General features: G+C 68.3%; 24 protein-coding genes and 2 pseudogenes. 5 read left to right on the top strand and 21 right to left on the bottom strand.

Annotated features, from left to right (window positions below; all coding sequences use genetic code 11):
* Position 1: 1 nt before the first annotated feature.
* The 6 genes from K9U37_RS10140 to nadD all read right to left on the bottom strand — a co-directional run bounded on the left by K9U37_RS10140 (position 2) and on the right by nadD (position 4,363).
* The gene (locus K9U37_RS10140) at positions 2 to 796 is read right to left on the bottom strand and encodes a ComEA family DNA-binding protein (RefSeq protein ID WP_243071577.1); all 795 of its coding nucleotides are present in this window, start codon (positions 794 to 796) and stop codon (positions 2 to 4) included.
* 211 nt (positions 797 to 1,007) lie between these two features.
* Positions 1,008 to 1,853 (bottom strand): DegV family protein, encoded by an 846-nt coding sequence (locus tag K9U37_RS10135; RefSeq protein ID WP_243071576.1) that lies wholly within the window; start codon positions 1,851 to 1,853, stop codon positions 1,008 to 1,010.
* 3 nt (positions 1,854 to 1,856) lie between these two features.
* Positions 1,857 to 2,630 carry a diglucosylglycerate octanoyltransferase gene (gene octT / locus K9U37_RS10130; protein ID WP_243071575.1) on the bottom strand — a complete coding sequence of 258 codons (774 nt, stop codon included), beginning with the start codon at positions 2,628 to 2,630 and terminating at the stop codon, positions 1,857 to 1,859.
* Positions 2,620 to 3,288 carry a glucosyl-3-phosphoglycerate phosphatase gene (gpgP, locus tag K9U37_RS10125; RefSeq protein ID WP_243071574.1) on the bottom strand — a complete coding sequence of 223 codons (669 nt, stop codon included), beginning with the start codon at positions 3,286 to 3,288 and terminating at the stop codon, positions 2,620 to 2,622. The genes octT and gpgP overlap by 11 nt, the downstream gene beginning before the upstream one ends.
* Positions 3,285 to 3,701: a ribosome silencing factor gene (gene rsfS, locus K9U37_RS10120; protein WP_243071573.1), complete on the bottom strand. Its 417-nt coding sequence runs from the start codon at positions 3,699 to 3,701 to the stop codon at positions 3,285 to 3,287. The genes gpgP and rsfS overlap by 4 nt, the downstream gene beginning before the upstream one ends.
* Positions 3,698 to 4,363 carry a nicotinate-nucleotide adenylyltransferase gene (nadD, locus tag K9U37_RS10115; RefSeq protein ID WP_308197364.1) on the bottom strand — a complete coding sequence of 222 codons (666 nt, stop codon included), beginning with the start codon at positions 4,361 to 4,363 and terminating at the stop codon, positions 3,698 to 3,700. The genes rsfS and nadD overlap by 4 nt, the downstream gene beginning before the upstream one ends.
* 216 nt (positions 4,364 to 4,579) lie before the next feature.
* Between nadD and K9U37_RS10110 the strand changes: the two genes are divergently transcribed.
* Positions 4,580 to 5,782 carry a PE-PPE domain-containing protein gene (locus tag K9U37_RS10110; RefSeq protein ID WP_243071572.1) on the top strand — a complete coding sequence of 401 codons (1,203 nt, stop codon included), beginning with the start codon at positions 4,580 to 4,582 and terminating at the stop codon, positions 5,780 to 5,782.
* Here K9U37_RS10110 and K9U37_RS10105 read toward each other — a convergent pair.
* The 4 genes and pseudogenes from K9U37_RS10105 to K9U37_RS10090 form a co-directional block, all read right to left on the bottom strand.
* Positions 5,715 to 5,894 (bottom strand): annotated as a pseudogene (locus tag K9U37_RS10105) (hypothetical protein); the annotation flags it as partial. The gene K9U37_RS10110 and the pseudogene K9U37_RS10105 sit on opposite strands and share 68 nt — an antisense overlap.
* A pseudogene (locus K9U37_RS10100) lies at positions 5,886 to 6,054 on the bottom strand (AAA family ATPase); the annotation flags it as partial. The pseudogenes K9U37_RS10100 and K9U37_RS10105, both read right to left, overlap by 9 nt.
* 13 nt (positions 6,055 to 6,067) lie before the next feature.
* On the bottom strand, positions 6,068 to 7,315 hold the full coding sequence (locus tag K9U37_RS10095; protein ID WP_243071571.1) for a glutamate-5-semialdehyde dehydrogenase: 1,248 nt from the start codon (positions 7,313 to 7,315) through the stop codon (positions 6,068 to 6,070).
* A 127-nt stretch (positions 7,316 to 7,442) separates the two neighbouring features.
* Positions 7,443 to 9,485 (bottom strand): NAD(+) synthase, encoded by a 2,043-nt coding sequence (locus K9U37_RS10090; RefSeq protein ID WP_243071570.1) that lies wholly within the window; start codon positions 9,483 to 9,485, stop codon positions 7,443 to 7,445.
* Between the two features lie 144 nt (positions 9,486 to 9,629).
* On the opposite strand from K9U37_RS10090, the gene K9U37_RS10085 reads away from it, so the two are divergent.
* A complete protein-coding gene (locus tag K9U37_RS10085) occupies positions 9,630 to 10,475 on the top strand; it encodes an NAD-dependent protein deacetylase (RefSeq protein WP_243071569.1) in 846 nt (281 codons plus the stop codon).
* Here the strand turns inward: K9U37_RS10085 and proB are convergent.
* From proB to K9U37_RS10030, 11 genes are all read right to left on the bottom strand, one after another.
* Positions 10,472 to 11,572 (bottom strand): glutamate 5-kinase, encoded by a 1,101-nt coding sequence (gene proB, locus K9U37_RS10080; RefSeq protein WP_243071568.1) that lies wholly within the window; start codon positions 11,570 to 11,572, stop codon positions 10,472 to 10,474. The two genes, K9U37_RS10085 and proB, sit on opposite strands and share 4 nt — an antisense overlap.
* Positions 11,569 to 13,017, bottom strand: coding sequence for a GTPase ObgE (gene obgE, locus K9U37_RS10075; protein WP_243071567.1), 1,449 nt, complete (start codon positions 13,015 to 13,017; stop codon positions 11,569 to 11,571). The genes proB and obgE overlap by 4 nt, the downstream gene beginning before the upstream one ends.
* 88 nt (positions 13,018 to 13,105) lie before the next feature.
* Positions 13,106 to 13,369 (bottom strand): 50S ribosomal protein L27, encoded by a 264-nt coding sequence (gene rpmA, locus K9U37_RS10070; RefSeq protein WP_243071566.1) that lies wholly within the window; start codon positions 13,367 to 13,369, stop codon positions 13,106 to 13,108.
* Between the two features lie 20 nt (positions 13,370 to 13,389).
* Complete coding sequence (rplU, locus tag K9U37_RS10065; RefSeq protein WP_243071565.1) at positions 13,390 to 13,701, bottom strand: 50S ribosomal protein L21; 312 nt, start codon at positions 13,699 to 13,701, stop codon at positions 13,390 to 13,392.
* A 157-nt stretch (positions 13,702 to 13,858) separates the two neighbouring features.
* Complete coding sequence (gene rne, locus K9U37_RS10060) at positions 13,859 to 16,600, bottom strand: ribonuclease E (protein ID WP_372489490.1); 2,742 nt, start codon at positions 16,598 to 16,600, stop codon at positions 13,859 to 13,861.
* 288 nt (positions 16,601 to 16,888) lie between these two features.
* Complete coding sequence (ndk, locus tag K9U37_RS10055) at positions 16,889 to 17,299, bottom strand: nucleoside-diphosphate kinase (protein ID WP_243071564.1); 411 nt, start codon at positions 17,297 to 17,299, stop codon at positions 16,889 to 16,891.
* Positions 17,300 to 17,316: 17 nt separating this feature from the next.
* The gene (locus tag K9U37_RS10050) at positions 17,317 to 17,715 is read right to left on the bottom strand and encodes a DUF4233 domain-containing protein (protein ID WP_243071563.1); all 399 of its coding nucleotides are present in this window, start codon (positions 17,713 to 17,715) and stop codon (positions 17,317 to 17,319) included.
* Entirely contained in the window at positions 17,712 to 19,121 is a 1,410-nt protein-coding gene (folC, locus tag K9U37_RS10045; protein ID WP_243071562.1) for a bifunctional tetrahydrofolate synthase/dihydrofolate synthase, read from the bottom strand. The genes K9U37_RS10050 and folC overlap by 4 nt, the downstream gene beginning before the upstream one ends.
* A complete protein-coding gene (locus tag K9U37_RS10040; protein WP_243071561.1) occupies positions 19,118 to 21,769 on the bottom strand; it encodes a valine--tRNA ligase in 2,652 nt (883 codons plus the stop codon). The genes folC and K9U37_RS10040 overlap by 4 nt, the downstream gene beginning before the upstream one ends.
* 49 nt (positions 21,770 to 21,818) lie before the next feature.
* On the bottom strand, positions 21,819 to 22,427 hold the full coding sequence (locus K9U37_RS10035; RefSeq protein WP_243071560.1) for a DUF937 domain-containing protein: 609 nt from the start codon (positions 22,425 to 22,427) through the stop codon (positions 21,819 to 21,821).
* Between the two features lie 135 nt (positions 22,428 to 22,562).
* The gene (locus tag K9U37_RS10030; RefSeq protein WP_272888111.1) at positions 22,563 to 23,294 is read right to left on the bottom strand and encodes an ISL3 family transposase; all 732 of its coding nucleotides are present in this window, start codon (positions 23,292 to 23,294) and stop codon (positions 22,563 to 22,565) included.
* Between the two features lie 492 nt (positions 23,295 to 23,786).
* Between K9U37_RS10030 and K9U37_RS10025 the strand changes: the two genes are divergently transcribed.
* From K9U37_RS10025 to K9U37_RS10015, 3 genes are all read left to right on the top strand, one after another.
* Positions 23,787 to 25,052 (top strand): cytochrome P450, encoded by a 1,266-nt coding sequence (locus K9U37_RS10025; protein ID WP_243071558.1) that lies wholly within the window; start codon positions 23,787 to 23,789, stop codon positions 25,050 to 25,052.
* A gap of 28 nt (positions 25,053 to 25,080) precedes the next feature.
* Positions 25,081 to 26,301: an NAD(P)/FAD-dependent oxidoreductase gene (locus K9U37_RS10020; RefSeq protein WP_243071557.1), complete on the top strand. Its 1,221-nt coding sequence runs from the start codon at positions 25,081 to 25,083 to the stop codon at positions 26,299 to 26,301.
* An 88-nt stretch (positions 26,302 to 26,389) separates the two neighbouring features.
* Positions 26,390 to 26,710 (top strand): 2Fe-2S iron-sulfur cluster-binding protein, encoded by a 321-nt coding sequence (locus K9U37_RS10015; RefSeq protein ID WP_243071556.1) that lies wholly within the window; start codon positions 26,390 to 26,392, stop codon positions 26,708 to 26,710.
* Positions 26,711 to 26,789: the final 79 nt, after the last annotated feature.

The raw sequence follows: 26,789 nt of genomic DNA, 5'->3' as shown, positions 1-26,789 counted from the left end.
CTCAGACCCGCACCAGCGCTAGCAGTTTCTCCAACCGCGCGGTCCCGATGCCGTCGACCTCGCCGAGCTGGTCGACGCTGGTGAACTTCCCGTTGGCATCGCGCCACGCCACAATCGCGGCCGCAGTGACCGGGCCGACGCCCGGCAGGGCGTCGAGCTGTTCGGCGCTCGCGGTGTTCAGGTCAAGCGGTGCGGACGGCGTGCCGCTTGTCTGGGTCGCCGCCGCGGCGGGGGCCCCGGGTGCGCCTCCCCTGACCGAGCTGCCCAGCGCGCTGGGCTGGCCGGCCGGCGTGGAGATTCCCACGACCACCTGCTCGCCGTCGGCGAGATGACGGGCGAGGTTGAGTCCCAGCATGTCGGCGCCGTCGAGCGCTCCGCCGGCCGCCGACACCGCGTCGGCGATCCGGGCACCCGGCGCCAGGGTCACCAGGCCCGGCTTGTCGACCAGACCGACCACGCTGACGACGACCGGCTGATCGGGCATGGCACTGGGGCGCGATGTCGCCGAGGACACCATCTCCACCGGCGGCAGCTTGGCCGACATGACCGGGGCGGGATCGTCTCGCATCAGGCTGACCACCGTGACGAGCACGGCGACTGCGGCGATCACCGCCAGCGCGACACCGCCGGCCCGGCCCGGGTCGGCCCTGATCGCCGCCAGCAGCCGCTCACGCCACTGCGGGCGGCTGTCGGGGATCCAGCTCGGGGTCAGGGCCTCGTCGTCGGAGTCGGCGTCATCGTCCGGGTCGGCCCCGCCGGGGGTGACCAGGCGGGCCAGCGGGTGATCGGTTCGCATGACCTGACGGTAGGAGCGCCACCCGACCCGATCCGACCGCCTGAGCGCCGGCCACGGGATTCCTGTGGATGAAAGCCGAACTGTGCAGAACTCGTCGCCGTCAGGCCAACGGCTACCACCGCGGCTGGGTCGGTGACCGCAACGTGGTCAGCGTCGGGTTCAACTGGATCATGGGCAGCCACGTCACCCCGCCCAAGCCACGGCCTGACGCTCAGGCCTGCGGGCCGTCGACCGCGACGACCACGCCTACCGCCCCGGGGCCCACATGCACGCCGATCACCGGCCCCAGATCGGTGACCACGATCTGTCCGCACCCGGGCAGCGCGGCCGCCAAGGTGGCCGCGACCTCGGCCGCGGCGTCGGGATTGGCGATGTGGTGCACGGCCAGGGCGGCGCGCCGCTCCCCCACCACCTCCAGAACCTGCTCCACCATGGCGGCGACCGCCTTGGATGCGGTGCGCACCCGGGCGAGCAGCACCAGCCGGCCCTGTTCGTCGATGCGCAGCAGCGGTTTGAGCGCCAGCGCGGTACCTAGCCATGAGGCCGCGGTGCCGATGCGCCCACTGCGGCGCAGATTCTCCAAACGGTGCACGACGACGAAACCGTGCACCCGCTCCACCGTGCATTCCGCTTCGGCGGCAACGACATTCAGCTCCGCACCGGAGCGGGCGACACGGGCGGCGGCAAGCGCGACGAAACCGGTGCCCATCGCCGCCGACTTCGAGTCGACCACCCGCACCGCTGCGCCAAACTCCGCGGCCGCATACTCCGCGGCGCCCAGCGTGCTCGACAGCGCGCCGGAGATGTGGACGGCGACCACGCCGTCACCCCCGCTGTCCTGCAACGCCTGGCGATAGGCGGCAGTCAGTTCGGCCGGAGTCGCCCCCGCCGTCGTGACCTGGCCGCGGTGGTAGAGATCGGACGGGACGGGGTCGACGCCGTCACGCAGATCGTGTCCGTCGACCAGAATGTGCAGCGGTACAACGCGAATCCCCCACGCGTCGACCTCCCCGGCGGGAATCCGGGCCGACGAGTCGGTCACCACGACGACCGCCATGGGTCAGGCGCGCGGCTTGTCGTGCGGGACGCCGGCCTCGGCGAGCGCCTTGGCCATCAGTTCGGCGACGGCCTCGTGTGCCTCGAAGTTCCAGTGGATTCCGTCCGGGTTGCCGCGACCGACCAGAACATGTTCGGCGACAGCCTCTTTGAGGTCGACCAGCGGGATGTCGTGTTCGGCGGCCCAGTCGGTGATCGCGCTGACGGTGCCCGTCCGCCCGTGGTGGGCGTTGCCGTAGGTGTCGGCGATGTGTACCGACGGCAGTGAGGCCACGATCGGGATGCCCGGGCGGTTGAAATCGATTGCGCCGCGCGTCATCTCCAGATACTCGACGGTCAACCGCGGAGGCAGCGCCGAACGCGCGATCGGCGAGAATCGCGGCTGCACCCAGCCGTATCCGTCACGCACCCACCGGCGCAACCACGGCGGGCGCACGTAGCGGATCAGTTCGCGCAGCGCGGTGGGCAACGGCGACGGCAGCGAGTCCATGCCGCCGGTCGCGAAGATCACCGCCCCCGCCCGCGGCAGAGCCGCCCACGCCCGCGGGTCCTGCGTGGCCGCCCACCACACGTCACGCGACGTCCACCCGATACGCCCGATGAGTTCGAGATCCCAACCCAGTTCAGCGGCAACGATATTGGGCCAGATCCGTGGATCGTCGGCGGGCAGTCCGCCCTCCGGCCCGTAATAGGACAGCGAGTCGGCGAAGACCAGTAGGGTTCGACCCCGGCGGGCAGGAGCGGAGCCACCCGGGGGTGGATCGGGCTCAGAGGACATCGTTGGCCACCTGGGCGGAGGCGTTCCACACATCCAGCCGCCAGCGCAGACCGGTGAAATCCGCGTCGTCGGCACCATGCCCGGACAACTGCGCCCAGCTGGCGTTGCCCATGCCGCCCAGCACCGGCCAACTGTCGACGGGAAGGTCGAGCAGTGCGGCGCACAGCGCGGCGATCAACCCGCCGTGGGCGACCAGCACCACCGGCCGTTCGGGCTCCTCGAGCCCCCACTCATGTTCTGCGGCAACCAGTTCGGCGACCAGCGGCACGCTACGGTCGGCGACGTCGATGCGGCTCTCCCCGCCGTGCGGCGCCCACGTGGCGTCGTCGCGCCAGGCAACGCGCGCACCCGGAGCGTTGGTGTCGACCTGGTGGTGGGTCAGGCCCTGCCAGTCACCCAGATGAGTCTCCCGCAGCCGGGTGTCCACGTGCACGGGCAAACCGGCGCGCTCCCCCAGCGCAAGGGCGGTGTCGCAGGCGCGGCGCAGGTCCGAGGAGACGATCAGCAGCGGTTGCCGCTTGGCCAGCACCTCAGCGGCGGCCACCGCCTGAGCCCGGCCCAGGTCGGTCAGCTCGGTGTCGAGCTGGCCCTGCATCCGGCTGCCCGCGTTGTACTCCGTCTGACCGTGGCGCAGCATCACCAGGCGGCGCACCCTCACGGCGCCTCCTCATCTGATGTCGCCGGCCCGGCGGCTCCGGTATCGAGGGCCACGTCGTCGAGGTTCACCTCGACCAGCGGGCAGTCCCGCCACAGCCGGTCGAGCGCGTAGAAATGGCGCTCGTCCTGATGCTGGATGTGCACGACGATGTCGACGTAGTCCAGCAGCACCCAACGCCCCTCCCGGGTGCCCTCCCGGCGAGCCGGCTTGTACCCGGCCAGGCGCATCTTCTCCTCGACCTCGTCGACGATCGCGTTGACCTGCCGTTCGTTGGACGCCGAGGCGATCACGAACAGGTCGGTGATCACCAGCTGACCCGAGACGTCGATGACGACGACGTCCTGGGCGAGTTTGGAGGCCGCGGCACGGGCGGCGACTTCCGCCATCCGGATCGCTTCGGCGGACGCGGTCACTGGGGTCCCTCCTCGAGGGGTGCGGCGGCCATCGGATCCACCGGACCGAGGTCGCGGTAGAGGCCGCGCTTGGCGACGTATTGCACCACCCCGTCGGGAACCAGATACCAGATGGGGCGGTTGTTGCCGGCGCGAGCGCGGCAGTCGGTGGACGAGATGGCCAGCGCGGGAACCTCGACCAGGTTGAGTGCCTCCTCGGGCAGCTGGTCGAAAGCCGCGACGATGTGCTGCCCGTTGAGCTCGTAGCCCGGCCGGCTGACCCCGATGAAGCGGGCCAGGGCGAACAGTTCCTCCCAGTTCTGCCAGGACAGGATCGAGGCAAGCGCGTCGGCGCCGGTGATGAAGTACAGGTCGGCGTCGGGGTTCAGCGCGCTCAGGTCGCGCAGCGTGTCGTCGGTGTAAGTCGGTCCGCCGCGGTCGATGTCGACCCGGCTCACCGAGAACCGCGGGTTGGACGCGGTGGCGATGACCGTCATCAGGTACCGGTCCTCGGCAGGCGTGACCTCGCGCGACTTCTGCCAGGGCCGGCCAGTGGGCACGAACACCACTTCGTCGAGTTCGAACAGGTCGGCCACCTCGCTGGCCGCGACCAGGTGGCCGTTGTGGATGGGATCGAACGTCCCGCCCATCACGCCGAGCCTGCGTCGCGCCGAGGAAACCACGATTGACCAGCTTACGGGAGCCTGCCGGCTTCGCCCTGCTCGCGACGGCAACCGGCCGCTGTGCTCTGGCAAACTCGATACCGCCCTTATCGACGGCCGATCCGCGTACGATTCCCCGTTAAGTCGGGTCGTGCGCGAATTCGCTTCACTTGCGGGGGCAAAGCGGAGATGAACTTGAGGGGCGGACATCGGACGGCGACCCGGCCGGTTGTGGGGGTGGCAACCGCGCTCGTGGCCCTGACGCTGGGCCTGACGCCGACGGTGTCGTCGGCCCCGCTGCTCGCCGCGGCCACCGTCGACTACCTGCGCGGCACGAACATCGGCCGGACACCGACCGATGAGCAGTACCGCGCCTTCATCGGGCAAGTCTTGGAAGGCACCGGAACACCGGCGGACCCACCGACTGCGGCCGGCAATGTGCCCTACAACGCCGGTTTCTGGCCGGTGTCGCATGGCCTGGTGTTCGACTTCACCTGGAACGCCTCGGTGGCGCAGGGCGTGCAGAACCTCGCCGCCCGCAACCCGCAGGGCGACGTCATCTTCGGGATGTCTCAGGGCGCCGTCGTGGCCTCCCAGTACCAGGCCCAGCACCCGCAAGGGACCGGTAACACCTTCGTGCTCGTCGAGAACCCGGCTCGGCCGAACGGCGGCGTGCTGTCCCGCTTCGCCGGGCTCTACATCCCCATCCTGGACATCACCTTCGCCGGCGCCACGCCCGACACCGGCGATACCACGGTCGACGTCGCCCGCCAGTACGACGGCTGGGCCGACTTCCCCACCTACCCGCTGAACCTACTCGCGACGGCCAACGCCATCCTCGGCATGATCGACGTCCACGGCCCGACCCAGACCCAGCTGACCGCCGCCGACATCGAAGCTGCCAAGGCTGCCGGGAACGGCATGTACTACCAGCAGCGCAGGGACACCACCTACTACCTCATCCGCACGCCCCGGCTGCCGCTGCTGATGCCGCTGTCCGGCATCGTGCCCGACCCGATCCTCGACGCACTGGACCCGCCGCTGCGGGCCCTGGTGGAGCTGGGCTATGACCGCACCGATTACAGCCAGCCGACGACGGCACGGTTGTTGCCCTCGATCGGCGCGGTCCAGCCCGTCGCCGCGAGTGCGCAGGCCGCTGTCAGCACCGCGCCGGTTCCCTCGGTGCCCCGGCTGAACGCGACCACGCGACCGACCGCACGCGCCGCCACCAAACCGGCGCTGCCCACGCGGCCGCACCCGAACACGTCGCCGGACAGGGTGATCGCACCGGGCACCGGAGCAGTCTCACCTGCTGCGAAGACAACCGAGGTCGGCACCAAGGGTCCCGGCACGGGCTCGCCGCAGCGGCGCATCACACCGGCAGCAGCTGATCGATCACCGCGGCGAGCTGCTTGGCCGAACGGCACTCGTGCATCGTGATTACGTCCTGGTAGTCGCCGAGCACCAACAGCGAGCTGCGCGGTGAGAGCACATTGTGGAAGTTCTCGGTGAACGAGACGAACGCGTTGCCGTAGTCGGAGTGCCCCGGTTTCGTCGATCAGCAGCACCGTCGGTTCGGTGCGCCGGATCGCGGTCAGCAGCGGCCGCTGCAGCAGGAACTCCTCGCTGAACACGTCGGTCTTCGTCTGATCCCAGTCACCGGAGCCGGACTGGATGCGCAGGATCTGCTTCGCGTGGTTCCACTCGGGGTCCTCCCGTCGTGGATCAGGCCGGTCGGGTGTGGCCGTCTCCCCAGACGATCCACTTGCTCGAGGTCAGCTCCGGCAGACCCATCGGACCACGCGCGTGCAGCTTCTGGGTGGAGATGCCGATCTCGGCGCCGAAACCGAACTGCTCACCGTCGGTGAAGGCGGTCGACGCGTTGACCATCACCGCGGCCGCATCCACCTGTTCGGTGAAACGTTGCGCCGCTGCGACATTGGCAGTGACGATGGCCTCGGTATGACCGGTGCCGTAGGTGTTGATGTGCTCGATCGCCGCGTCGATTCCGTCGACGACCGCCACCGCGATGTCCATCGACAGGAACTCCGCCCGCAGTTCGTCCTCGGTCGGATCGTCATGGACGGTGACGCCGGCCTGCTGGAGCGCGGCCAGCAGCCGCGGCCGCGCGATGTCGGCGATGCCAGCGTCGATCAGCAGGGTCTCGGCGGCGTTGCACACACTGGGCCGACGCATCTTGGCGTTGAGCACGATCGCCTCGGCCATGTCGAGGTCGGCTGCCGAGTGCACGTAGACGTGACAGTTGCCGACGCCGGTCTCGATGGTGGGCACGGTGGCGTCGCGCACGACGGCGTCGATCAGGCCCGCCCCGCCGCGCGGGATCACCACGTCGACCAGGCCGCGGGCCTGGATCAGGTGGGTGACGCTGGAGCGGTCGGCGCTGGGCAGCAGCTGCACGGCGTCTTCGGGCAGACCTTCACCGGCCAGCGCGCCGCGCAGCACGGTCACCAGTTCGGCGTTGCAGTTCGCCGCCGACGAGCTGCCCCGCAGCAGGACCGCGTTGCCAGATTTCAAGGTCAGGCCGAACGCGTCGACGGTCACGTTGGGACGGCCCTCGTAGACGATTCCGATCACGCCCAGGGGAACCCGCTGCTGGCGAAGCTTTAAGCCATTCGGCAGGGTGCGGCCGCGCAGCACCTCACCGACCGGGTCGGGCAGCCCGGCGACCTGGCGCAGCCCGGCGGCGATGCCGTCGACGCGCTGCGGGTTCAGCGCCAGCCGGTCCAGCATCGCCTCGGCCGTGCCGGCGGCACGCGCAACCTCGAGATCCTTGACGTTGGCCGCCAGGATCTGGTGGGTGTGGGCGAGCACGGCGTCGGCGGCCGCGTGCAGGGCGCGGTCCTTGACCGTGGTGGTCAGCGATCCGAGGGCACGTGAGGCGACGCGGGCGCGGCGGGCCGCGTCGTGCACCTGTGAGCGAACATCGGGAACCGACGGCGCTTGGACACTCATAAGTCCAGCGTATCGGTCTCTCCAGCAACCGGCAGGTGGGGGCTGTTCTTCAGCGCGGCTGCGCTGCCGGGCGCCGGGGAGACAGTTCTGGCCTCGCCCCGGCGGTGATCGCCGCCTGCGACGTGCGTCAGTCTTCGGGGACTTCGCGCTCGATCTCGGCCAGCCAGGTCCGTGCCGACATGTCCGACGGTGCGCGCCAGTCACCGCGCGGAGACAGCGATCCGCCCGCGGAAACCTTGGGGCCGTTGGGCAGTGCCGAACGCTTGAACTGGCTGAACGAGTAGTAGCGCTGCGCGAAAACACCGAGCCAGTGCCGAATCTCCTTGAGCGAGTACGACGGACGCTTGCCCTCGGGGAAGCCGGGCGGCCACGTGCCGCGGTCGGGATCGCTCCAAGCGTGCCAGGCCAAGAACGCGATCTTCGACGGCCGGAAACCGTGGCGCAGCACCTGGAACAACGAGAAGTCCTGCAGCGAGTACGGACCGACCTTGGCCTCGCTGCTCTGGATCTCCTCGTCCTCGCCGGTGGGCACCAGTTCCGGGGTGATCTCGGTGTCGAGCACCGACTGCAGGATCTCGTCGACCTCGTCGGGGAACTGCCCTGAGGAGATGACCCACCGGATCAGGTGCTGGATAAGGGTTTTCGGGACCCCGGCGTTGACGTTGTAGTGGCTCATCTGGTCGCCGACACCGTAGGTGGACCAGCCCAGCGCCAACTCGGAGAGGTCACCGGTTCCCAGCACGATGCCGCCGCGCTGGTTGGCGATCCGGAACAGGTAGTCGGTGCGCAGCCCGGCCTGCACGTTCTCGAAGGTGATGTCGTAGACCTCTTCACCGCGGGAGAACGGATGGCCGATCTCGGTCAGCATCAGCTTGGCCGTCGACCGGATGTCGAGCTCTTCGAAGGTGACGCCCAGCGCGTTCGAGAGTCTGATCGCGTTGGCCTTGGTGCGCTCGCCGGTGGCGAACCCCGGCAGGGTGAACGCGAGAATGTCGCTGCGCGGCCGGCCTTCCCGGTCCATCGCGCGGGCGGCGACGATCAGCGCGTGCGTCGAGTCCAGACCGCCGGAGACCCCGACGACCACCTTCGGGTAGTTCAGCGCGCGCAGCCGCTGCTCGAGCCCGGAGACCTGGATGTTGTAGCCCTCGTAGCAATCCTGTTCCAGCCGAGCCGGATCGCTGGGTACGAACGGGAATCGCTCGACCTCGCGCATCAGGCCGATGTCGCCGGTGGGTGGATCGAGGACGAAACCGATGCGCCGGAACGATTTCAGCGCGTCCTGGTGGTGCCTGCGGTTGTCGTCGAACGTGCCCATCCGCAGCCGCTCGGCGCGCAGCAGGTCGAGGTCGACGTCGGCCACCGAACGGCGCTCGCCCTTCGGGAAGCGTTCGGACTCGGCGAGCAACCGGCCGTTCTCGTAGATCATCGTCTGGCCGTCCCAGGCCAAGTCGGTGGTCGACTCGCCCTCCCCGGCCGCTGCATAGACGTAGGCGGCCAGGCAGCGCGCCGAGGCCGAGCGGGCCAGCAGCTTGCGATCCTCGGCTCGCCCGATCGTGATGGGACTACCCGACAGGTTCGCCAGCACCGTCGCCCCCGCCAGCGCGGCCTGCGCGCTCGGCGGCACGGGCACGAACATGTCCTCGCAGATCTCGACATGCAGCACCAGACCGGACACGTCGTCGGCCGCGAACAGCAGATCTGGGCCGAACGGCACCTCGGCGCCACCGACGCGGATGGTGCCGTGCAGGTCGTCGCCGGGGGCGACCTGGCGGCGTTCGTAGAACTCCCGGTACGTCGGCAGGTAGGACTTCGGCGCGACGCCGAGCACGACACCGCGATGGATCACCACCGCGCTGTTGTAGATACGATGCAGGTAGCGCAGCGGCGCGCCGACCACCAGGACCGGGAACAGATCGGCGGAGGCGGCGACCACCTCCAGCAAGGCGTCCTCGACCGCGTCGAGCAACGTGTCCTGCAGCAGGATGTCCTCGATCGAATACCCCGACAAGGTGAGCTCCGGGAACACCGCCACGGCCACACTGTCGTCATGGCAGGCCCGCGCGATCCGCAACACCGACTCGGCGTTGGCGGCCGGGTCCGCAAGCACCGTGCGGTGAGTGCACGCGGCCACCCGGACGAACCCGCGCCGGTAGGCGGAATAGAAATCCATGACCCATTGTTGCCCGCGTGTTCGAGAACCCGGAAACGGGTACGCCCGAAGCCATGGCCGATACCGCCGTTCTGGTGGTGGACATGTTCAGTGCCACCCCCGCGACAGGCTGGTGCGCCTCGGACAGCCGCCTATCCTGGTGACGTGGAAGCCCCCGAGCTCGTCGCAGTCCTGACGGGCCGGCGCATCGCCGTGCTGACGGGTGCGGGCCTGTCCACCGACTCGGGCATCCCGGACTACCGCGGCCCGGACTCGCCGCCGGCCAACCCCATGACGATCCGGCAGTTCACCTCCAGCCGGGAGTACCGGCAGCGCTACTGGGCCCGCAACCACCTGGGCTGGCGGCACATGGCGCAGACCCGGCCGAATGCCGGGCACCGCGCGCTGGCCGCGCTGGAGCATGCCGGCCCGGTCGCCGGGGTGATCACTCAGAACGTCGACCTGCTGCACACCAAGGCGGGCAGCCGCAACGTGATCAACCTGCACGGTACCTACGCGCGGGTGGTGTGCCTGGATTGCCGGTACACGATGTCCCGCGCGGCGCTTGGCGAGCAACTCGATGCCGCCAACCCGGGGTTCGCCGAGCGGGCCGAGAAGGTCGGGGGGCTGGCGGTGGCGCCGGACGCCGACGCGGTGGTCACCGACACCGGGTCGTTCCGCTTCGTCGACTGCCCGTCGTGCGGCGGCATGCTCAAACCCGACATCGTCTACTTCGGCGAGAGCGTTCCCAAACAGGTTGTGGATCAAGCCTATTCACTCATCGACTCCTCCGACGCGCTCTTGGTGGCCGGGTCGTCGCTGACGGTGTTCTCCGGCTACCGGTTCGTGCGGCACGCCGCGGCAGCGGGCATACCCGTCGCGATCATCAACCGCGGACCCACCCGCGGCGACGATCTGGCGTCGGTCAAGGTGGACAACGGCTGCTCGGAGATGCTGGCGCTGCTCGCCGACGAGCTGGCCGGACGCAACTCGCTGTCGCGCGGGCGCTAGACCGCCACCAAGTCGTCGGCGTGTACGGCCGGCCTGCGCATCTCGGCGGGCAGGTCACTGGTGGACCGACCGATCATCGTGGCCAACTCGGCAGCGTCATAGGCCACCACACCGCGCGCCACCATCTGCTCGACGGGCCCGCGCAGCTCGACGACGTCGCCGCCGAAGAACCGGCCTGACACGGCGGTGATACCGGCGGGCAGCAATGAGCGCCGCTGCTTGACCACCGCGCGCACCGCCCCGGCGTCCAGCGTCAGCGCCCCCGATGCCTCCGCGGCGTAGCGGACCCAGAACCGGCGTGCCGACATCCGGTCCGGCCGCGGGGCGAACACGGTGCCCACCGAGGCGTCGGTGAGCGCCGTGGCGGCGTCGGTCGCAGCGGCCAGCAGCACCGGCAACCCGGCGTCGGCGGCCAGCAGCGCCGAGGACAGCTTGGAACGCATCCCGCCGGTGCCCAGCGCGCTGCCCTGCCCGGCCACCACCCCGTCGAGGTCGTCCGGCCCGGTCACCTCGGGGATGAAACGCGCGTCGGCCTTGCGGGGATCGGCGTCGTAGAGCCCGTCGATGTCGGAGAGCAGAATCAGCGCATCGGCACCCACCAGGTGGGCCACCAGCGCTGAGAGCCGGTCGTTGTCACCGAAGCGGATCTCGTTGGTGGCCACGGTGTCGTTCTCGTTGACGATGGCCACCGCGTGCAGCGCCCGCAGTCGGTCCAGCGTGCGCTGGGCGTTGGTGTGCTGTACCCGCATCGAGATGTCATGTGCGGTCAGCAGCACCTGTCCCACCGTGCGGTCGTAGCGGGCGAACGCCGCGCTCCAGGCGTTGACCAGAGCGACCTGACCTACGCTGGCCGCCGCCTGCTTGGTGGCCAGGTCGGTGGGACGCTTGCTCAGGCCCAGCGGCTCGATGCCGGCGGCGATCGCGCCGGAGGACACGATGACGACATCGGAACCGGCCTTCATCCGGGCCTCGATGGCGTCGACGAGTTTGGCCAGCCGGCCGGCGTCGAACAACCCCGACTTGGTGGTCAGTGCGGTGGTGCCGACCTTGACGACGACACTCCGGGCGGTGCGGATCGCGTCGCGGTACTGACTCACTGCTCGTCCCCGTGCTCGCGGCGCAGGCGACGGGCCTCCTTGCGCTCGGCGGCTCCGATTCGGTCGTTGCGCTCCAGCCGGGCGTCGGTGCCGCGGCCGGTCGGGGTGACGTCCACGCCGGCGGGCGTCTGCGGCTCCCAGTCGAAAGTCATGTCACCGATGGTGACCGCACATCCCGGCTTGGCACCCAGCTTCAGCAGTTCGTCCTCGACGCCCAGGCGGGCCAGTCGGTCGCCGAGATAGCCGACCGCCTCGTCGTTGTCGAAGTTGGTCTGCGCCACCCAGCGTTCCGGCCGGGTGCCGCGTACCACGAACCCGCCGGGGTTCTCGGTGTCGACCTCGACGCTGAAGCCGCTCTGGTCGACCGGGATCGGCCGGATCACCGGGCGCCGCGGCACCACCTCGGGCTGGGTGGCCTGGTAGGACGCCACCATGTCCCACAGAGCAAAGATCAACTCCCGCAAGCCTTCCCGGCTCACGGTCGACACCTCGAAGACCGGCCAGCCGCGGCTTTCGATCTCGGGGCGCACGAAATCGGCGAGCTCACGGGCCTCGGGCACGTCGATCTTGTTCAGCACCACCGCGCGCGGGCGGTCGGCGAGGTCACCGAGTGTCGAATCCCCTTGCAGCGTCGGCTGATACGCGGCGAGTTCGGCCTCGAGCGCGTCGATGTCGGAGATCGGGTCGCGACCGGGTTCGAGCGCGGCGCAGTCCACGACGTGCACCAGCACCGCGCAGCGTTCGATGTGACGCAGGAAATCCAGGCCCAGCCCGCGGCCCTGGGAAGCGCCGGGGATCAGGCCCGGCACGTCGGCGACGGTGAAGGTGTGCTCACCGGCCGAGACCACGCCGAGGTTGGGCACCAGCGTGGTGAACGGGTAGTCGGCGATCTTGGGCTTGGCCGCCGAGATCGTCGACACCAGGGACGACTTGCCCGCCGACGGGAAGCCGATCAGACCGACGTCGGCGACGGTCTTGAGCTCCAGGGTGAGTTCGCGCTCCTGGCCCTTCTCGCCGAGCAGCGCGAAACCGGGCGCCTTTCGGGCGCGGGAAGCCAGCGCGGCATTGCCCAGGCCGCCGCGACCGCCCTCGGCGGCCACGAAGCGGGTGCCGGCGCCGACCAGGTCGGCCAGCAGCCGGCCCTGCTCGTCGAGCACGACGGTGCCGTCGGGAACCTTCACCTCGAGATCGACGCCGTTGGCGCCTTCGCGGTTGCTGCCCATACCCTGCTTGCCGGAAGGCGCGACGACGTTCGGGTGGAAATGGAAGTCCAGCAGCGTGTGCACCTGCGGGTCGACGACCAGGATGACGCTGCCGCCGCTGCCGCCGTTGCCGCCATCAGGACCGCCGAGCGGCTTGAACTTCTCGCGATGGACCGACGCACAGCCGTTACCGCCGTTGCCCGCACGCGTGTGAATGACGACGCGGTCGACGAACCGGGGCATCGGAGAGTCCTTTCAATCGTCGAGTGTGCGTCTACTGCGAGAAATCGGTCTCAATCTCGCAGTGGATGCACACTCGCGAAATTAAGACCTACTCCGGTCGCGCGACGCGGACGACGTTGACGGTCTTGCGGCCGCGCTTGAGACCGAACTCCACCGCGCCGGGAGCGGTGGCGAACAGGGTGTCGTCACCGCCGCGGCCGACGTTCACGCCGGGGTGGAAATGGGTGCCGCGCTGGCGGACGAGGATCTCGCCGGCCTTGACGGCCTGACCGCCGAACCGCTTGACGCCGAGCCGCTGGGCATTGGATTCGCGGCCGTTGCGCGAGCTGGAAGCGCCCTTCTTGTGTGCCATGTCTGTTCGCTCCCTGTCGCTTACTTGATTCCGGTGACCTTGAGCACGGTCAGCGGCTGACGGTGACCCTGCCGCTTGTGGTAGCCGGTCTTGTTCTTGAACTTGTGGATGCGGATCTTGGGGCCCTTGATGTGCTCGAGCACCTCGCCGGTCACCGCGACCTTGGCCAGGTCCTTGGCGTCGGTGGTCACCGTCGCGCCGTCGACGACGAGCGCGACGGGCAGCGACACCGAAGCGCCCGGCTCACCGTCGAGCTTCTCGACCTTGACCACGTCACCGACGGCAACCTTGTACTGCTTGCCGCCGGTCTTGACGATTGCGTACGTCGCCATCAGTTCCTCTGCCTTGCTCTGCGGGCGCGCGCTAACCGGAGCTGCGTGCGCGGGTCTGGGGGTGCGGGATCTTGAGCCCGCTGCCGCCGGCGACGGACGCCAGGCGACAACTGCTCAAGGTTACGTGACCAGCACCGGGAGGGTCAAACCGCCTCACCTAGGACACGGGCGGCCCGGCTGGCCGGGCCGCGGCGCGCCGACGGGTCCGTCCGGTGCCCACCGCAGGTGCGGGCGCCGCGACGGGCTCGTCCTCGTCCAGGTCGTCCTCGTCGTCGAGGTCCTCGTCGTCGTCCTCATCGGAATCCTCGGCGTCGATGTCCAGCGTGTCCTCGTCGACGTCCTCGTCATCCTCGTCGAGGTCTACGTCGATCTCGTCCTCATCGGAGTCCTCGTCGTCGAGGTCGTCGTCGACGACCTCGAGCTCCTCGGTGTCGGCCTCGAGGTCCGAGATCGCCTCCCGCTCGAGTTCGTCGGCGAGCTCCTCTTCGGACTCGTCGTCCTCGTACCTGCCGTTGGCCGCCGCCATCGCCTTGAACATCGGGTGTTCACCGGGCCCGTGGGCCGGCACCCGCGCGACGACGGCGGGCTCGTCGGTGCGTGCCTTCTTGCCGCGCTTGCTGCGGCGCCCGCCGGACTCGGCCTTGCGCCCGGCGCCGGCCGTGGTGTCGACCGGATCGGCGTGCAGCACGATGCCCCGGCCGCTGCAGTGCGTGCAGGTGGTCGAAAACGCTTCGACCAGTCCGGTGCCGAGCTTCTTGCGGGTCAGCTGCACCAGGCCCAGCGAGGTCACCTCGGACACCTGGTGGCGGGTGCGGTCGCGGGCCAGCGCCTCGGTCAGCCGGCGCAGCACCAGGTCCCGGTTGGACTCCAGCACCATGTCGATGAAGTCGATGACCACGATGCCGCCGATGTCGCGCAGCCGCAGCTGGCGCACGATCTCCTCGGCCGCCTCGAGGTTGTTCTTGGTGACGGTCTGCTCGAGGTTGCCCCCGGCGCCGGTGAACTTGCCGGTGTTGACGTCGACGACGGTCATCGCCTCGGTGCGATCGATGACCAGCGTGCCGCCCGAGGGCAGCCACACCTTGCGGTCCATCGCCTTGGCCAGCTGCTCGTCGACGCGGTGCACCGCGAACACGTCGGGCCCATCCAGGCTGGCCGGCTCGTACTTGGTCAGCTTCGAAAGCAGTTCCGGGGCAACGGAATCGATGTAGAAGTTGATGGTCTCCCAGGCGTTGTCGCCGGAGACGATGAGATTGGAGAAGTCCTCGTTGAACAGGTCACGGATCACCTTGACCAGCACGTCGGGCTCTTCGTAGAGCGCGACGGCGGCACCGGCAGCCTTGGCCTTGATCTCCTCGGCCTGCGCGGCGATACCGTTCCAGCGCTCCTGCAGCCGCTCGACGTCACCGCGGATGTCGGATTCCTTGACCCCTTCGGAGGCGGTCCGGATGATCACGCCGGCGTCCGACGGCACCACGTCGCGCAGCATCTCCTTGAGCCGCTGACGCTCGGTGTCGGGCAGCTTGCGGCTGATGCCGGTCGACGAGGCACCCGGCACGTAGACCAGGTAGCGCCCGGCCAGTGACACCTGGGTGGTCAGGCGGGCGCCCTTGTGACCGACCGGGTCCTTGCTGACCTGGACGACGACGTAGTCGCCAGGCTTGAGTGCCTGCTCGATCTTGCGCTGCGCGCCACCGAGGCCGGCGGCCTCCCAGTTCACTTCACCGGCGTAGAGCACGCCGTTGCGGCCGCGGCCGATGTCGACGAAGGCGGCCTCCATCGACGGCAGCACGTTCTGCACGATGCCCAGGTAAATGTTGCCGACCAGCGACGCCGACGCGGCCGAGGTGACGAAGTGCTCGACGACGACACCGTCTTCGAGGACCGCGATCTGGGTGTACCGGGCGCCCTCGTGCGGCGGCTCGGTGCGCACCTTGTCGCGCACCACCATGACCCGGTCGACCGCCTCGCGGCGGGCCAGGAACTCAGCCTCGGTCAGGATCGGCGGGCGGCGCCGACCGGCCTCGCGACCGTCGCGGCGGCGCTGACGCTTGGCCTCCAGCCGAGTGGAACCGCTGATGCCCTGGATGGCGTCCGGGTCGCGGTCTGTCTTCTCGCGCGGGGCGCGCTCGTGCACGACGGTGTTGGGCGGATCGTCGGACGACCCGGCCTCGCCGTCCTCGCCGCCACCGGCCTTGCGGCGACGGCGCCGGCGACGGCGCCGGGTGGCACCCTCACCGGTGCCCGACTCCTCGTCGCCGTTGGCCTCGTCGCCCTCGTCGTCAGCGCCCTGGGACTTGTCCTCGGCGGCCGGCTGGTCGGAATCCTCCCCGTCGGCACCGCCCTGCTCACCGCGACCGCGTCCGCGACCACGACGGCCGCGGCGGCGGCGCCGGTTCGCCGGACGGTCGCCCTGCTCGTCGTCGGCGTCGGCGCCGGATTCCTCGTCCTCGTCGTCCTCGTCGTCGTCCTCGTCGTCGTCGTCCTCGAGAACAGCCGGGACGGGCCGCGGGGCGACGAAGAGCGGCATGAACACCGACTCCACGGTGGCGGTCTCCAGGATCAGCCGCGACTCCGGCTCGGCGGCCTGCTCGACCGCCTCGGCCGCGAAGTCGACGACGTCAGGCTCCGCCGGCGCGTCAGCGGCCTCGAGCTCCTGCGCCAGCACGTCGCGCACCCGCACCGCGTCGCTGCGGTCGACGGTGGACTGCGCGCTGCGGGTGCGGCCGTCGAGCGCGCTCAGTGCGTCGAGGACCCGCCTGCTGGTGGTGCCGAGCACCCGGGCCAGGGAGTGGACTCTCAAGCGCTCGGGTAATTCCTCGCCCGCAGCCGCGGGTGATTCCCACTGCGGCTCGCTGGGGGTTTCGGGCAGTTCCTGGAAGGTGTCATCGTCGGCCACGTAGTCTCCTCAAGCCCCCGGGCGCGTCTGGCGACGCGGCCACGCGAGGGCTTCCGCTGTGCGCCCGGGTAGCTTCCCCCGGGCTTGTCATGGTCTCGCTCCGAACAGCCCGTGACGGACGCGCTCAGTGCCTGGCTGAATGATGGCTGTGACGGTCGGCGCCGCACCGCTGTTTGCGGTGGTCGCGCACGTCTGAGTCTTCATTCGTTCGGATGTGTTTGTGGGCACATCCGTCATCAGTATCCCACACCGCGGGCCCGGTTCTGACCCACAGGTGAGCCAAGAACCTCAGACGCCGGGGAACCAGAGCGCGATCTCGCGCTCTGCGGACTCCGTCGAGTCCGAGCCGTGCACGAGATTGAACTGGGTTTCCAGCCCGAAATCACCGCGGATGGTCCCCGGCGTCGCCTTCTCGACCGGGTCGGTTCCGCCCGCGAGCTGACGGAACGCGGCCACCGCGCGGGGGCCTTCGAGGATCACGGCCACCACCGGTCCGGAGGTGATGAACTCCAGCAGCGAGCCGAAGAAGGCTTTGCCCTCGTGCTCGGCGTAGTGCGCCCGGGCGAGCTCGTCGCTGACGTGCTTGAGCTCGAGGGCCGCGATGGACAGGCCTTTGCGCTCGATCCGGCTGATGATCTCGCCGATCACCCGACGCAAGACGCCATCGGGCTTGATCAGAACCAGGGTCCGCTCGCTCACGGCCGACATCGTACCCGTCACTGCGGCGGTTGCTGCTGGCCGGGCAGCAGCCCGCGGCGCTGCCGGCGCAGCACATCGGCACGCAGATAGGCGATGACGCCCCACACCACGACGAAGAGCACACCAACGAAGCCGACGGCCGGATACACCGCGAACCCGGCGACGAGGATCAGCTGGACCCCGAGGTTCACCCAGATCGCCCCCGGCCTGCCCTGCACACCGGCCAGCAGCACCAGCAGGACCGCGAACCCGATGAGATATGCCGTCGACCAGGCGGTGAGCCCGCCGCCGACCAGGTTGACGACTGGCAGCGCGAGCAGCACCACGATCGCCTCGAGGATCAGCGTGCCGGCCATGACGCCGCGGAAGCTCTTCCACGGATCCGGGGCCTTCGCGGCGGGCGTGTCGTCACTCATTGCGGGTCCTTCCCGAACAGGGTGCGGGCCGCGCCGGCGGTCACGACCGACCCGGTGATGACGATGCCGGCGCCGGAGAAACCGTCGGCCTCGAGGGCGGAGTCCTCGACCACCGCGGTGGCGGTCTCGATGGCGTCGGGCAGGGTGTCGGCGCGCAGCACGCGGTCCGGGCCGAAGATCTCCCCGGCCCGCACGGCCAGCGCGTCGACCTCGAGCGCTCGGGGTGAGCCGTTGTGGGTGACGACGACCTGGTCGAACACCGGCTCCAGCGCGGTGAGGATCCCGATGGCGTCCTTGTCCCCCATCACACTGAGCACACCGACGAGGAAGCGGAAGTCGAACTCGGTGCCCAGCGCGTCAGCCAGGGCGGCGGCGCCGCCGGGGTTGTGGGCGGCGTCGACGAACACCGTCGGCGCGCTACGCATCCGCTCCAGACGCCCGGGACTGGCGGCGGCGGCGAAACCGGCCCGCACGGTGTCGATGTCGAGCTGACGCTGGGCGCCGGCGCCGAAGAACGCCTCGACGGCGGCCAGTGCCACCGCGGCGTTGTGGGCCTGGTGTTCGCCGTGCAGTGGCAGGAAGATCTCGGGGTACGTGCCGCCGAGGCCCTGCAGGTCGAGCACCTGACCGCCGACGGCGACCTGACGGCTCAGCACCGCGAACTCGGAGTCTTCCCGGGCCACCGCCGCATCGGAGCGCACCGCCTGGGCCAGCAGCACCTCCATCGCCTCGGGCGCCTGCCGGGCGATCACCGCGACGGTGTCGACCGGCGCCAGCTCACCGCGCGGGGCGCCGATGATGCCGGCCTTCTCCGCGGCGATGTCGGCGATCGTGTCGCCGAGGTACTCGGCGTGGTCGATACCGATGGGGGTGATCACCGCGACCGGGGCGTCGACGACGCTGGTGGCGTCCCACCGTCCGCCCATACCGACCTCGACGACGGCGATGTCGACCGGGGCGTCGGCGAACGCGGCGAACGCCATGGCGGTGACAACCTCGAACTTGCTCATCGCGGGGCCGCCGCCGGCCTCGGACTGGCGGTCGATCAGCTGGACGAAGGGTTCGATCTCGCGGTAGACCTCGACGTAGCGGGCCGGGCTGATCGGCTGGTTGTCGATGGCGATGCGTTCGACCGCCGACTGCAGGTGCGGGCTGGTGGTGCGTCCGGTGCGGTGGCTGAAGGCACTCAGCAGCGCGTCGACCATGCGCGCCACCGAGGTCTTGCCGTTGGTGCCGGCGATGTGGATGGCCGGATAGCTGAGCTGGGGTGAGCCCAGCAGCTCCATGAGTGCCGAGATCCGCGCGGTGCTGGGCTCCAGCTTGGTCTCCGGCCAGCGCTGGTCGAGCAGGTGCTCGACCTGCAGCAGTGCGGCGATCTCGTCGGGCGTGGGTTCCTCGATACTCATGCCAGCGCAGCCAGGCGGGCCGTGATCCGGTCCACTTCCTCGCTGGCCAGCTGCCGGCGGTCCCGGATCTTGGCGACGACGTCCTCGGGCGCCTTGGCCAGGAACGCGGCGTTGTCGAGTTTGGCTGTGGTGCCGGCCAATTCCTTCTGCGCCGCGGCGAGGTCCTTCTCGAGGCGACGACATTCGGCAGCCACGTCGACGGTTCCGGAGGTGTCGAGCTCGACGTTGACCGTGCCGCCGGACAGCCGTACCTCGATGTGCGCGGTCGGGCTGAAGTCGGCACCCGCGGCCGTCAACCAGGCCAGCGCAGCCACCGGGGTGACGTGGACACCCAGGCCGGCCTCGTCGACGCCGGAGAGCCGCGCGGGCACCTTCTGCCGGTCGGCCAGACCCTGGTCGCTGCGGAAGCGGCGGACCTCGGTGACCAGCTTCTGCACATCGGCAACCCGTTGGGCGGCAACGGCATCCGGCGCGAAACCCGAGGCCGTCGGCCACTCCGCGACCACCAGCGACTCCGCATCGGTCAGCGCCTTCCACAGCGTCTCGGTGACGAATGGCATCACCGGGTGCAGCAGCTTGAGCAGAGTATCGAGCACCGCGGCCAAGACCGCGGTGGTGTGCGAAACACCCTCGGCCAGCTGGACTTTGGCCAGCTCGAGATACCAGTCGCAGAACTCGTCCCAGGCGAAGTGGTACAGCGACTCGCAGGCCCGGCTGAACTCGTAGCCGTCGAAGGCCGAATCCACCTCGGTGCGAACCTCTTCCAGTCGGCCGAGAATCCACCGGTCGGCGTCGGTGAGCTGGTCGGCGGCCGGAACCGGCGCCGGGGCCGCGCCGTTCATCAGTGCGAAGCGGGTGGCGTTGAACAGTTTGGTGGCGAAGTTGCGCGACGCGCGGGCGTGATCCTCACCGATCGACAGGTCACCGCCGGGGCTGGCGCCGCGGGCCAGGGTGAAGCGCAGCGCGTCGGCGCCGAACAGTTCGACCCAGTCCAGCGGGTCGATGCCGTTGCCCCGCGACTTGCTCATCTTGCGGCCGTGCTCGTCGCGGATCAGGCCGTGCAGGAAGACGTTCTCGAACGGCACCTGCGGACCCCGCTTGCCGTCCAGGGTGATCGCGTTGTCGTCGGCCACGAACGTCCCGAACATCACCATGCGGGCGACCCAGAAGAACAGGATGTCGTAACCGGTGACCAGAACGCTTGTCGGATAGAACTTCTCGAGCTCGGGAGTCTGGTCGGGCCAGCCCATCGTGGAGAACGGCCACAGCGCCGAGGAGAACCAGGTGTCCAGGACGTCGGGGTCCTGCTCCCAGCCCTCCGGCGGAGTCTGGTCAGGCCCGACGCACACCGTCTCGCCACCCGGTCCGTGCCAGATCGGAATGCGATGGCCCCACCACAATTGACGTGAGATGCACCAGTCGTGCATGTCGTCGACCCAGGCAAACCACCGCGGCTCCAGGCTCTTCGGATGAATCACGATGTCGCCGTTGCGAACTGCGTCACCGGCCGCCTTCGCCATCGAGGATACCCTCACCCACCACTGCAAGCTCAGCCGCGGTTCGATGGGCTCACCGCTGCGCTCGGAATGCCCGACGCTGTGCAGGTATGGCCGTTTCTCGGCGACGATGCGCCCTTCGTCGGCCAGCGCCTGGCGCACCGCGTAGCGGGCCTCGAAGCGGTCCAAGCCGTCGAATTTCGTTCCGGTGTCGGCGATTCGGCCCTTGGTGTCCATGATCGACGGCATCGGCAGGTCGTGCCGCAGGCCGATCTCGAAGTCGTTCGGGTCGTGAGCCGGAGTGACTTTGACCGCGCCCGTACCGAATTCGGGGTCGACGTGCTCGTCGGCGACGATCACGATCTCGCGGTCCAGGAACGGGTGCGGCAACGCGGTGCCGACCAGATGCCGGTAGCGCTCGTCGTCGGGGTGCACCGCGATCGCGGTGTCGCCGAGCATGGTCTCGATTCGCGTGGTGGCCACGACGATGTGGGGTTGCGCGTCGTCCATCGAGCCGTACCGGAATGACACCAGCTCGCCCTCGACGTCTTCGTACTTGACCTCGAGGTCGGAGATCGCCGTCTCGAGCACCGGCGACCAGTTCACCAGCCGCTCGGCCTGGTAGATCAGCCCGGCGTCATAGAGCCGCTTGAAGATGGTGCGCACCGCGCGGGACAGGCCCTCGTCCATGGTGAAACGGTCGCGGCTCCAGTCCACCCCGTCGCCCAGCCGGCGCATCTGGCCGCCGATCGTCCCGCCGGACTCGTGTTTCCAGTCCCACACCTTCTGGATGAACAGCTCGCGGCCGAAGTCCTCTTTGGTCTTGCCGTCGGCGGCGAGCTGCTTTTCCACCACCGACTGCGTCGCGATACCGGCGTGGTCCATGCCGGGCAGCCACAGCACCTCGAAGCCCTGCATGCGCTTGCGCCGGGTCAGCGCATCCATCAGCGTGTGGTCCAGCGCGTGGCCCATGTGCAGGCTGCCGGTCACGTTCGGCGGCGGCAGCACGATCGAGTACGCGGGTTTGCCGCTGGCGGGGTCGGCCGTGAAGTAGCCGGCGTCGACCCAGCGCTGGTAGATCTGCTGCTCTACCGTTCCCGGCTCCCACGACTTGGGAATGGCCTCGGCGCGGGAGTCAGGAGTGGTGGTCACCCGTCAATTCTAGGAACGGGCGTGCGCGGGTCGTCGGGCGGTGCGGCGGCTAGCGCTTGCCGCCAAGCAGGCCACCCAGGACGTCGCCGATGGCACCGCCCTGCTTGCCGCCGAGCACGCTCCCCAGGATGCTGCCCAGCGGGTTATTGCCGGCGCCGCCGCCGGTGGCACCGCCGAGGATGCCGCCCAGCAGGTCGCCGAGGCCACCGCCGCCCGAGTCGGCCGCCTCGGTGGATTCGCCGCCGGCACTCTTGCCGGCGAACTGCTTGCCGATGTAGGCCAGCACGATCGGAGCCAGGATCGGAAGCAGCCGCTTGATCAGGTCGGTGTTGCCCGCCCCACCGCCGGCCAGCGCCGAGGCCACCTGGTTGGTGTCGTTGCCGCTGAAGATGCGCGCGACGAACTGCTCGCCCTGCGCCGGGTCGACATCGTCGACGTTGACCCCGCCGTCGACGAGGCCCGAGGAGCCCTCGGCGTGGATCGCGGATTCGAGCCCGCTGGAGTCGATGTCGTCGGAGACGACGTTGTGCTGGATGCTGCCGAGCAGCGTGGGCACCAGGGTCTGGATAGCCTGGTTCACCTCGCCCTGATCCGCGCCGAGCTTGTTGGCGATATCCGCTACCGGGATCTGGTTGTACAAGTCTTCGGGACCGGCCATGTGTTGTTCCACCTTCGCGCTAATTTGCCGTCGATCGGAATCGAGATTAGTCGAGCCTGCCTGATGTGTCCGGCGCGAATGACGCTCACAGAAAAGATTTGGCTCTATTGCCATGAATCATCAATGTGGATGACCTCATGTGTGGTAGGGGAGTTCGAGGGTGATCGGCCCGCAGACGAGCATGATCATGGCGAGTGCGTGCTCGGCGTTGTGGAAGCCGTAGGCCCTGCGGATGATCAGCCGGACTTTATTGTTGAGCCCTTCGTGGCGGCCGTTGGCCAGGCCGCGCTCCACTGCGGCTTGGATGCCATCGAGGTGTTTCTTGATCGTTCGGCCGACCTTGACGAACTGCGGGATCGGGCACCGTTGCGCCCATGAGTACCATTTCCCGAGCATGTCGGTGACGGTGTCGGCGTCGAGGTCTCCGGCGAACACCGCCCGCAGCGATTCCTTGAGCTCGTAGGCGCGGACCAGTGCGCCGCCCTCGCGTTTGAGCTGGGCGAGGGTGGCTTTCTGTGTGTCGGTGAGGGATTCGGGGTTCTTCAGCAGCGCCCAGCGGGCTCCCTTGTAGGGTTTGGCGATCTGCTTGTTCGAGAGTTTGCGCGCGGACTGCCATACCTGACGGCGAACGTCGTCGAGGGCGTCGGTGGCTAGTTTGACGACATGGAACGGATCGAAGCAGATCACCGCCTGCGGGGCATGTGCGCGAACGGATTTCGCGAATGCCGGCCCGAGGTCCATCGACACGGCCTCGATCTTCTTCGCACCGCCCTCGGGCAGGGCGGCGGTGAACAACGCGTCGAGAGTGGCTGCCTTCTTGCCCGGCGCACCCCACATGATTGTGCCGGTGTCGTGGTCGCAGACCAGCTGTCGTGAAGGAACGCGATGCTCGCATCGCCGAGCTCACCGGTCACCTCTGCGACCCGGAAGGCAGTCCCCCTGCGTATCACAATGAGTTGAGCCCACTGGTTCACAGCAAATCGGCCTGACGCAGGCCGAGATACGGATCGGCTTACCATGACCAGCTCCACGATTTCGGGGGGAACCACATAATTCCTCTCAGGTGATCTCGCGATCACCTGTTATTCAATTGGCCGCCGTGTGACGGCAGGACCTCTTCACCCCCGGACGAATCACGACTTGCACGAGACGCGGTTGGCCTACGTGGGCCAGAGTTGGCACGCACGCCCCGCGCGGTGACTCTGATCACGTGTGCAGGATAGACGTGGCGCAGGACACCTCCGGTTGGCAACACGACGACTGTTGTGCCCTGCGTACCCGGAATGTGGAACGCCGGTGAAACCCGCCGCTTGGCTCGTCGCCTCTACGCGGACTGGGTCATCGACTATGAGGAGAACTGTGAACAAGACTTCTGTGGCATCTAGCGAGCACGACTTGAGAGATGCGTACGCGGTCGCTCTGGACGACATCGACGTCAGCAATCCCGAACTGTACCGAAATGACACGTGGCGCCCGTATTTCAAGCGTTTACGGGAGGAGGATCCGGTCCACTTCTGCAAGGACAGCATGTTCGGCCCGTACTGGTCGATTACGAAGTTCGCGGACATCATGCGAGTAGATACCTCACCCGAGATCTTTTCCTCGGAGGCGAAGTTCGGCGGCATCACGATCATGGACGACAACAAGGCCGTGAGCCTGCCGATGTTCATCGCGATGGACCCCCCCAAACACGATGAGCAGCGCCTGGCGGTCAGTCCGATTGTCGCACCGGAGAACCTCGCCAAGCTGGAAGGGCTCATCCGTGATCGCACCGCGGGTGTGCTAGACAGTTTGCCTCTCAACGAGACCTTCGACTGGGTCCGGAATGTCTCGATCAACTTGACCACACAAATGTTGGCGACCTTGTTCGACTTTCCCTGGGAGGACCGCGCCAAGTTGACACGTTGGTCGGATGTAGCGACGACCATTCCCGGCGCCGGCGTGATTGAGTCCGAGGAAGAGCGGATGAGCGAATTGCAGGAGTGCGCCGCTTACATGACAAGGCTGTGGAATGATCGTGTCAACGCCGAACCGCGTAACGACCTCATCTCGATGATGGCGCATTCGCAGGCGACCCGAAACCAAACGCCGGAAGAATTTCTCGGCAACATGCTGTTGCTGATCGTCGGCGGTAACGACACCACCCGCAATTCGATGACGGGCGGCGTCGTAGCTCTCAACGAGTTCCCAAATGAGTACCGCAAACTGTGCGGCAACCCTAACCTGGTCGGTTCCATGGTGCCCGAGATCATCCGTTGGCAGACGCCGCTGGCGCACATGCGCCGCACCGCTTTGACGGACACCGAGATCGGCGGGAAGTCGATCCGCAAGGGCGACAAGGTCATCATGTGGTACGTGTCAGGTAACCGCGATCCGGAGGCCATCGAGAATCCGGATGCCTTCATCATCGATCGTGCCCGGCCGCGCCATCACCTGTCATTCGGATTTGGGATCCACCGCTGTGTCGGCAACCGCCTGGCCGAGTTGCAGTTGCGAATCATCTGGGAGGAGCTTCTCAAGCGTTGGCCCAACCCGATGCAGATCGAGGTCGTTGGAGCTCCCACCCGGGTGTTGTCGCCGTTCGTCAAGGGCTACGAGTCCCTGCCCGTGCGTATCAACGTCTGATGCGGCGAGGTCGAGGAGATGACGCCAAATGAGCCAAACCGTGCTCGTCGTCGGCGGGGGTCAAGCTGGCGGGCAGGCAGTGGCCAGCCTCCGGTCAAACGGATTCGACGGACGGATCGTTCTCATCGGCGCGGAGTCGGTGTTGCCCTATCAACGGCCACCGTTGTCGAAGGCATTTCTGGCCGGCAGCCTACCGGTGGAGCGGCTGTTTCTGCGGCCACCGGCGTTCTATGAGAAGGCTCGGGTCGACGTGATGCTCGGGGTCTGCGTCACCGGGATGGATATCAACCAGCGGCAGGTGACGCTCGACGATGGACGCGAACTCGAGTTCGATCGGCTGGTGTTGGCCACCGGTGGCCGGCCCCGCCCCTTGTCATGCCCTGGTGCGGATTCTCCGATACTGCATTACCTGCGCACCGTGGCCGACGTCGAGGGCATCCGTGCGAAGTTGCGGCCCGGGGCGCGGCTGGTGCTGATTGGCGGGGGCTACATCGGTCTCGAGATTGCCGCCGTCGCGGCGAAGCTGGGATTGATGGTGACCGTCGTGGAGGCCGAGCCCACGGTGCTGGCCAGGGTCACCTGTCCGGACGTGGCCCAGTTCTTCGAAGCCGAGCATCGCCGCGCCGGGGTCACGATTCGATGCGCGACGACGGTGACCGGCATCGAGCAAGTCGGGTCTGCGGCGCGGGTCCTGACCGCCGACGGTGAGAGCTTCGATGCCGATCTGGTTATCGCAGGTATCGGACTGCTCCCGAATGTCGAGTTAGCCTCGGCTGCGGGTCTGACGTGCGACAACGGTATCGTTGTCGACGAGCTGTGTGAAACCTCGGAGCCGGGTATTTACGCCGCAGGTGACTGCACACAGCACCCCAGCGAAGTCTACGGCTGCCGACTGCGGCTGGAGTCGGTCCACAACGCGATCGAGCAGGCGAAGACCGCCGCCGCAGCGATCTGCGGTAGCGCCAAACCCTATCGGCAAGTGCCCTGGTTCTGGTCGGATCAGTACGATCTGAAGTTGCAGACCGCTGGACTGAACCGCGGTTATGACCAGGTAGTGCTTCGTGGCGACCCCGACACCAGATCGTTCGCAGCGTTCTACTTGCACGACGGCAGAATGCTTGCCGTGGATGCGATCAATCGGCCGATCGAGTTCATGGCGGCCAAATCGCTGATCGCCGAGCGCGCCGTCATTGACGGAGAAAGACTCGCCGATGAGCGCATCCCGGTCCAGGCGCTGGCCCATCGATAGCCCCGCTCAACTGGATGCTGCACTTTTCTTTTCCACTATCCAACCCCACGCCGGCGACCGGAGTCGGCCTTACCACAGAAGGACTGAGATGACCAAGATCACCTACGTAGACCACACCGGAACATCCAGAACCGTCGATGGGATCGACGGCGAGTCTCTGATGGAAACCGCCGTGTCGAACCTGGTGCCGGGCATCGACGGTGACTGCGGCGGTGCGTGTGCCTGCGCCACCTGCCACGTGCACGTCGACACCGACTGGTTCGACAGACTACCGCCGATAGAGCCCAACGAAAAGTCCATGCTGGAATTCTGCGAAGGTGCCGACGAGAAGTCTCGGCTTGGCTGCCAGATCAAGGTCAGCCCCGCTCTCGACGGCATCGTAGTCCACACTCCAGTTGCCCAGCACTGAACAGCTGGACTGGGGTCAGGTGGCGGCGCCGTGGTGAAGCCAATCGCCAGGACCGAAGCCCTGGCACCGGACAATTTCG

The organism is Candidatus Mycolicibacterium alkanivorans (assembly GCF_022760805.1).
GTDB lineage: Bacteria > Actinomycetota > Actinomycetes > Mycobacteriales > Mycobacteriaceae > Mycobacterium > Mycobacterium alkanivorans.
Note: the sequence above shows the minus strand (reverse complement) of the source record. Positions and strands in the feature narration are given on the sequence as shown.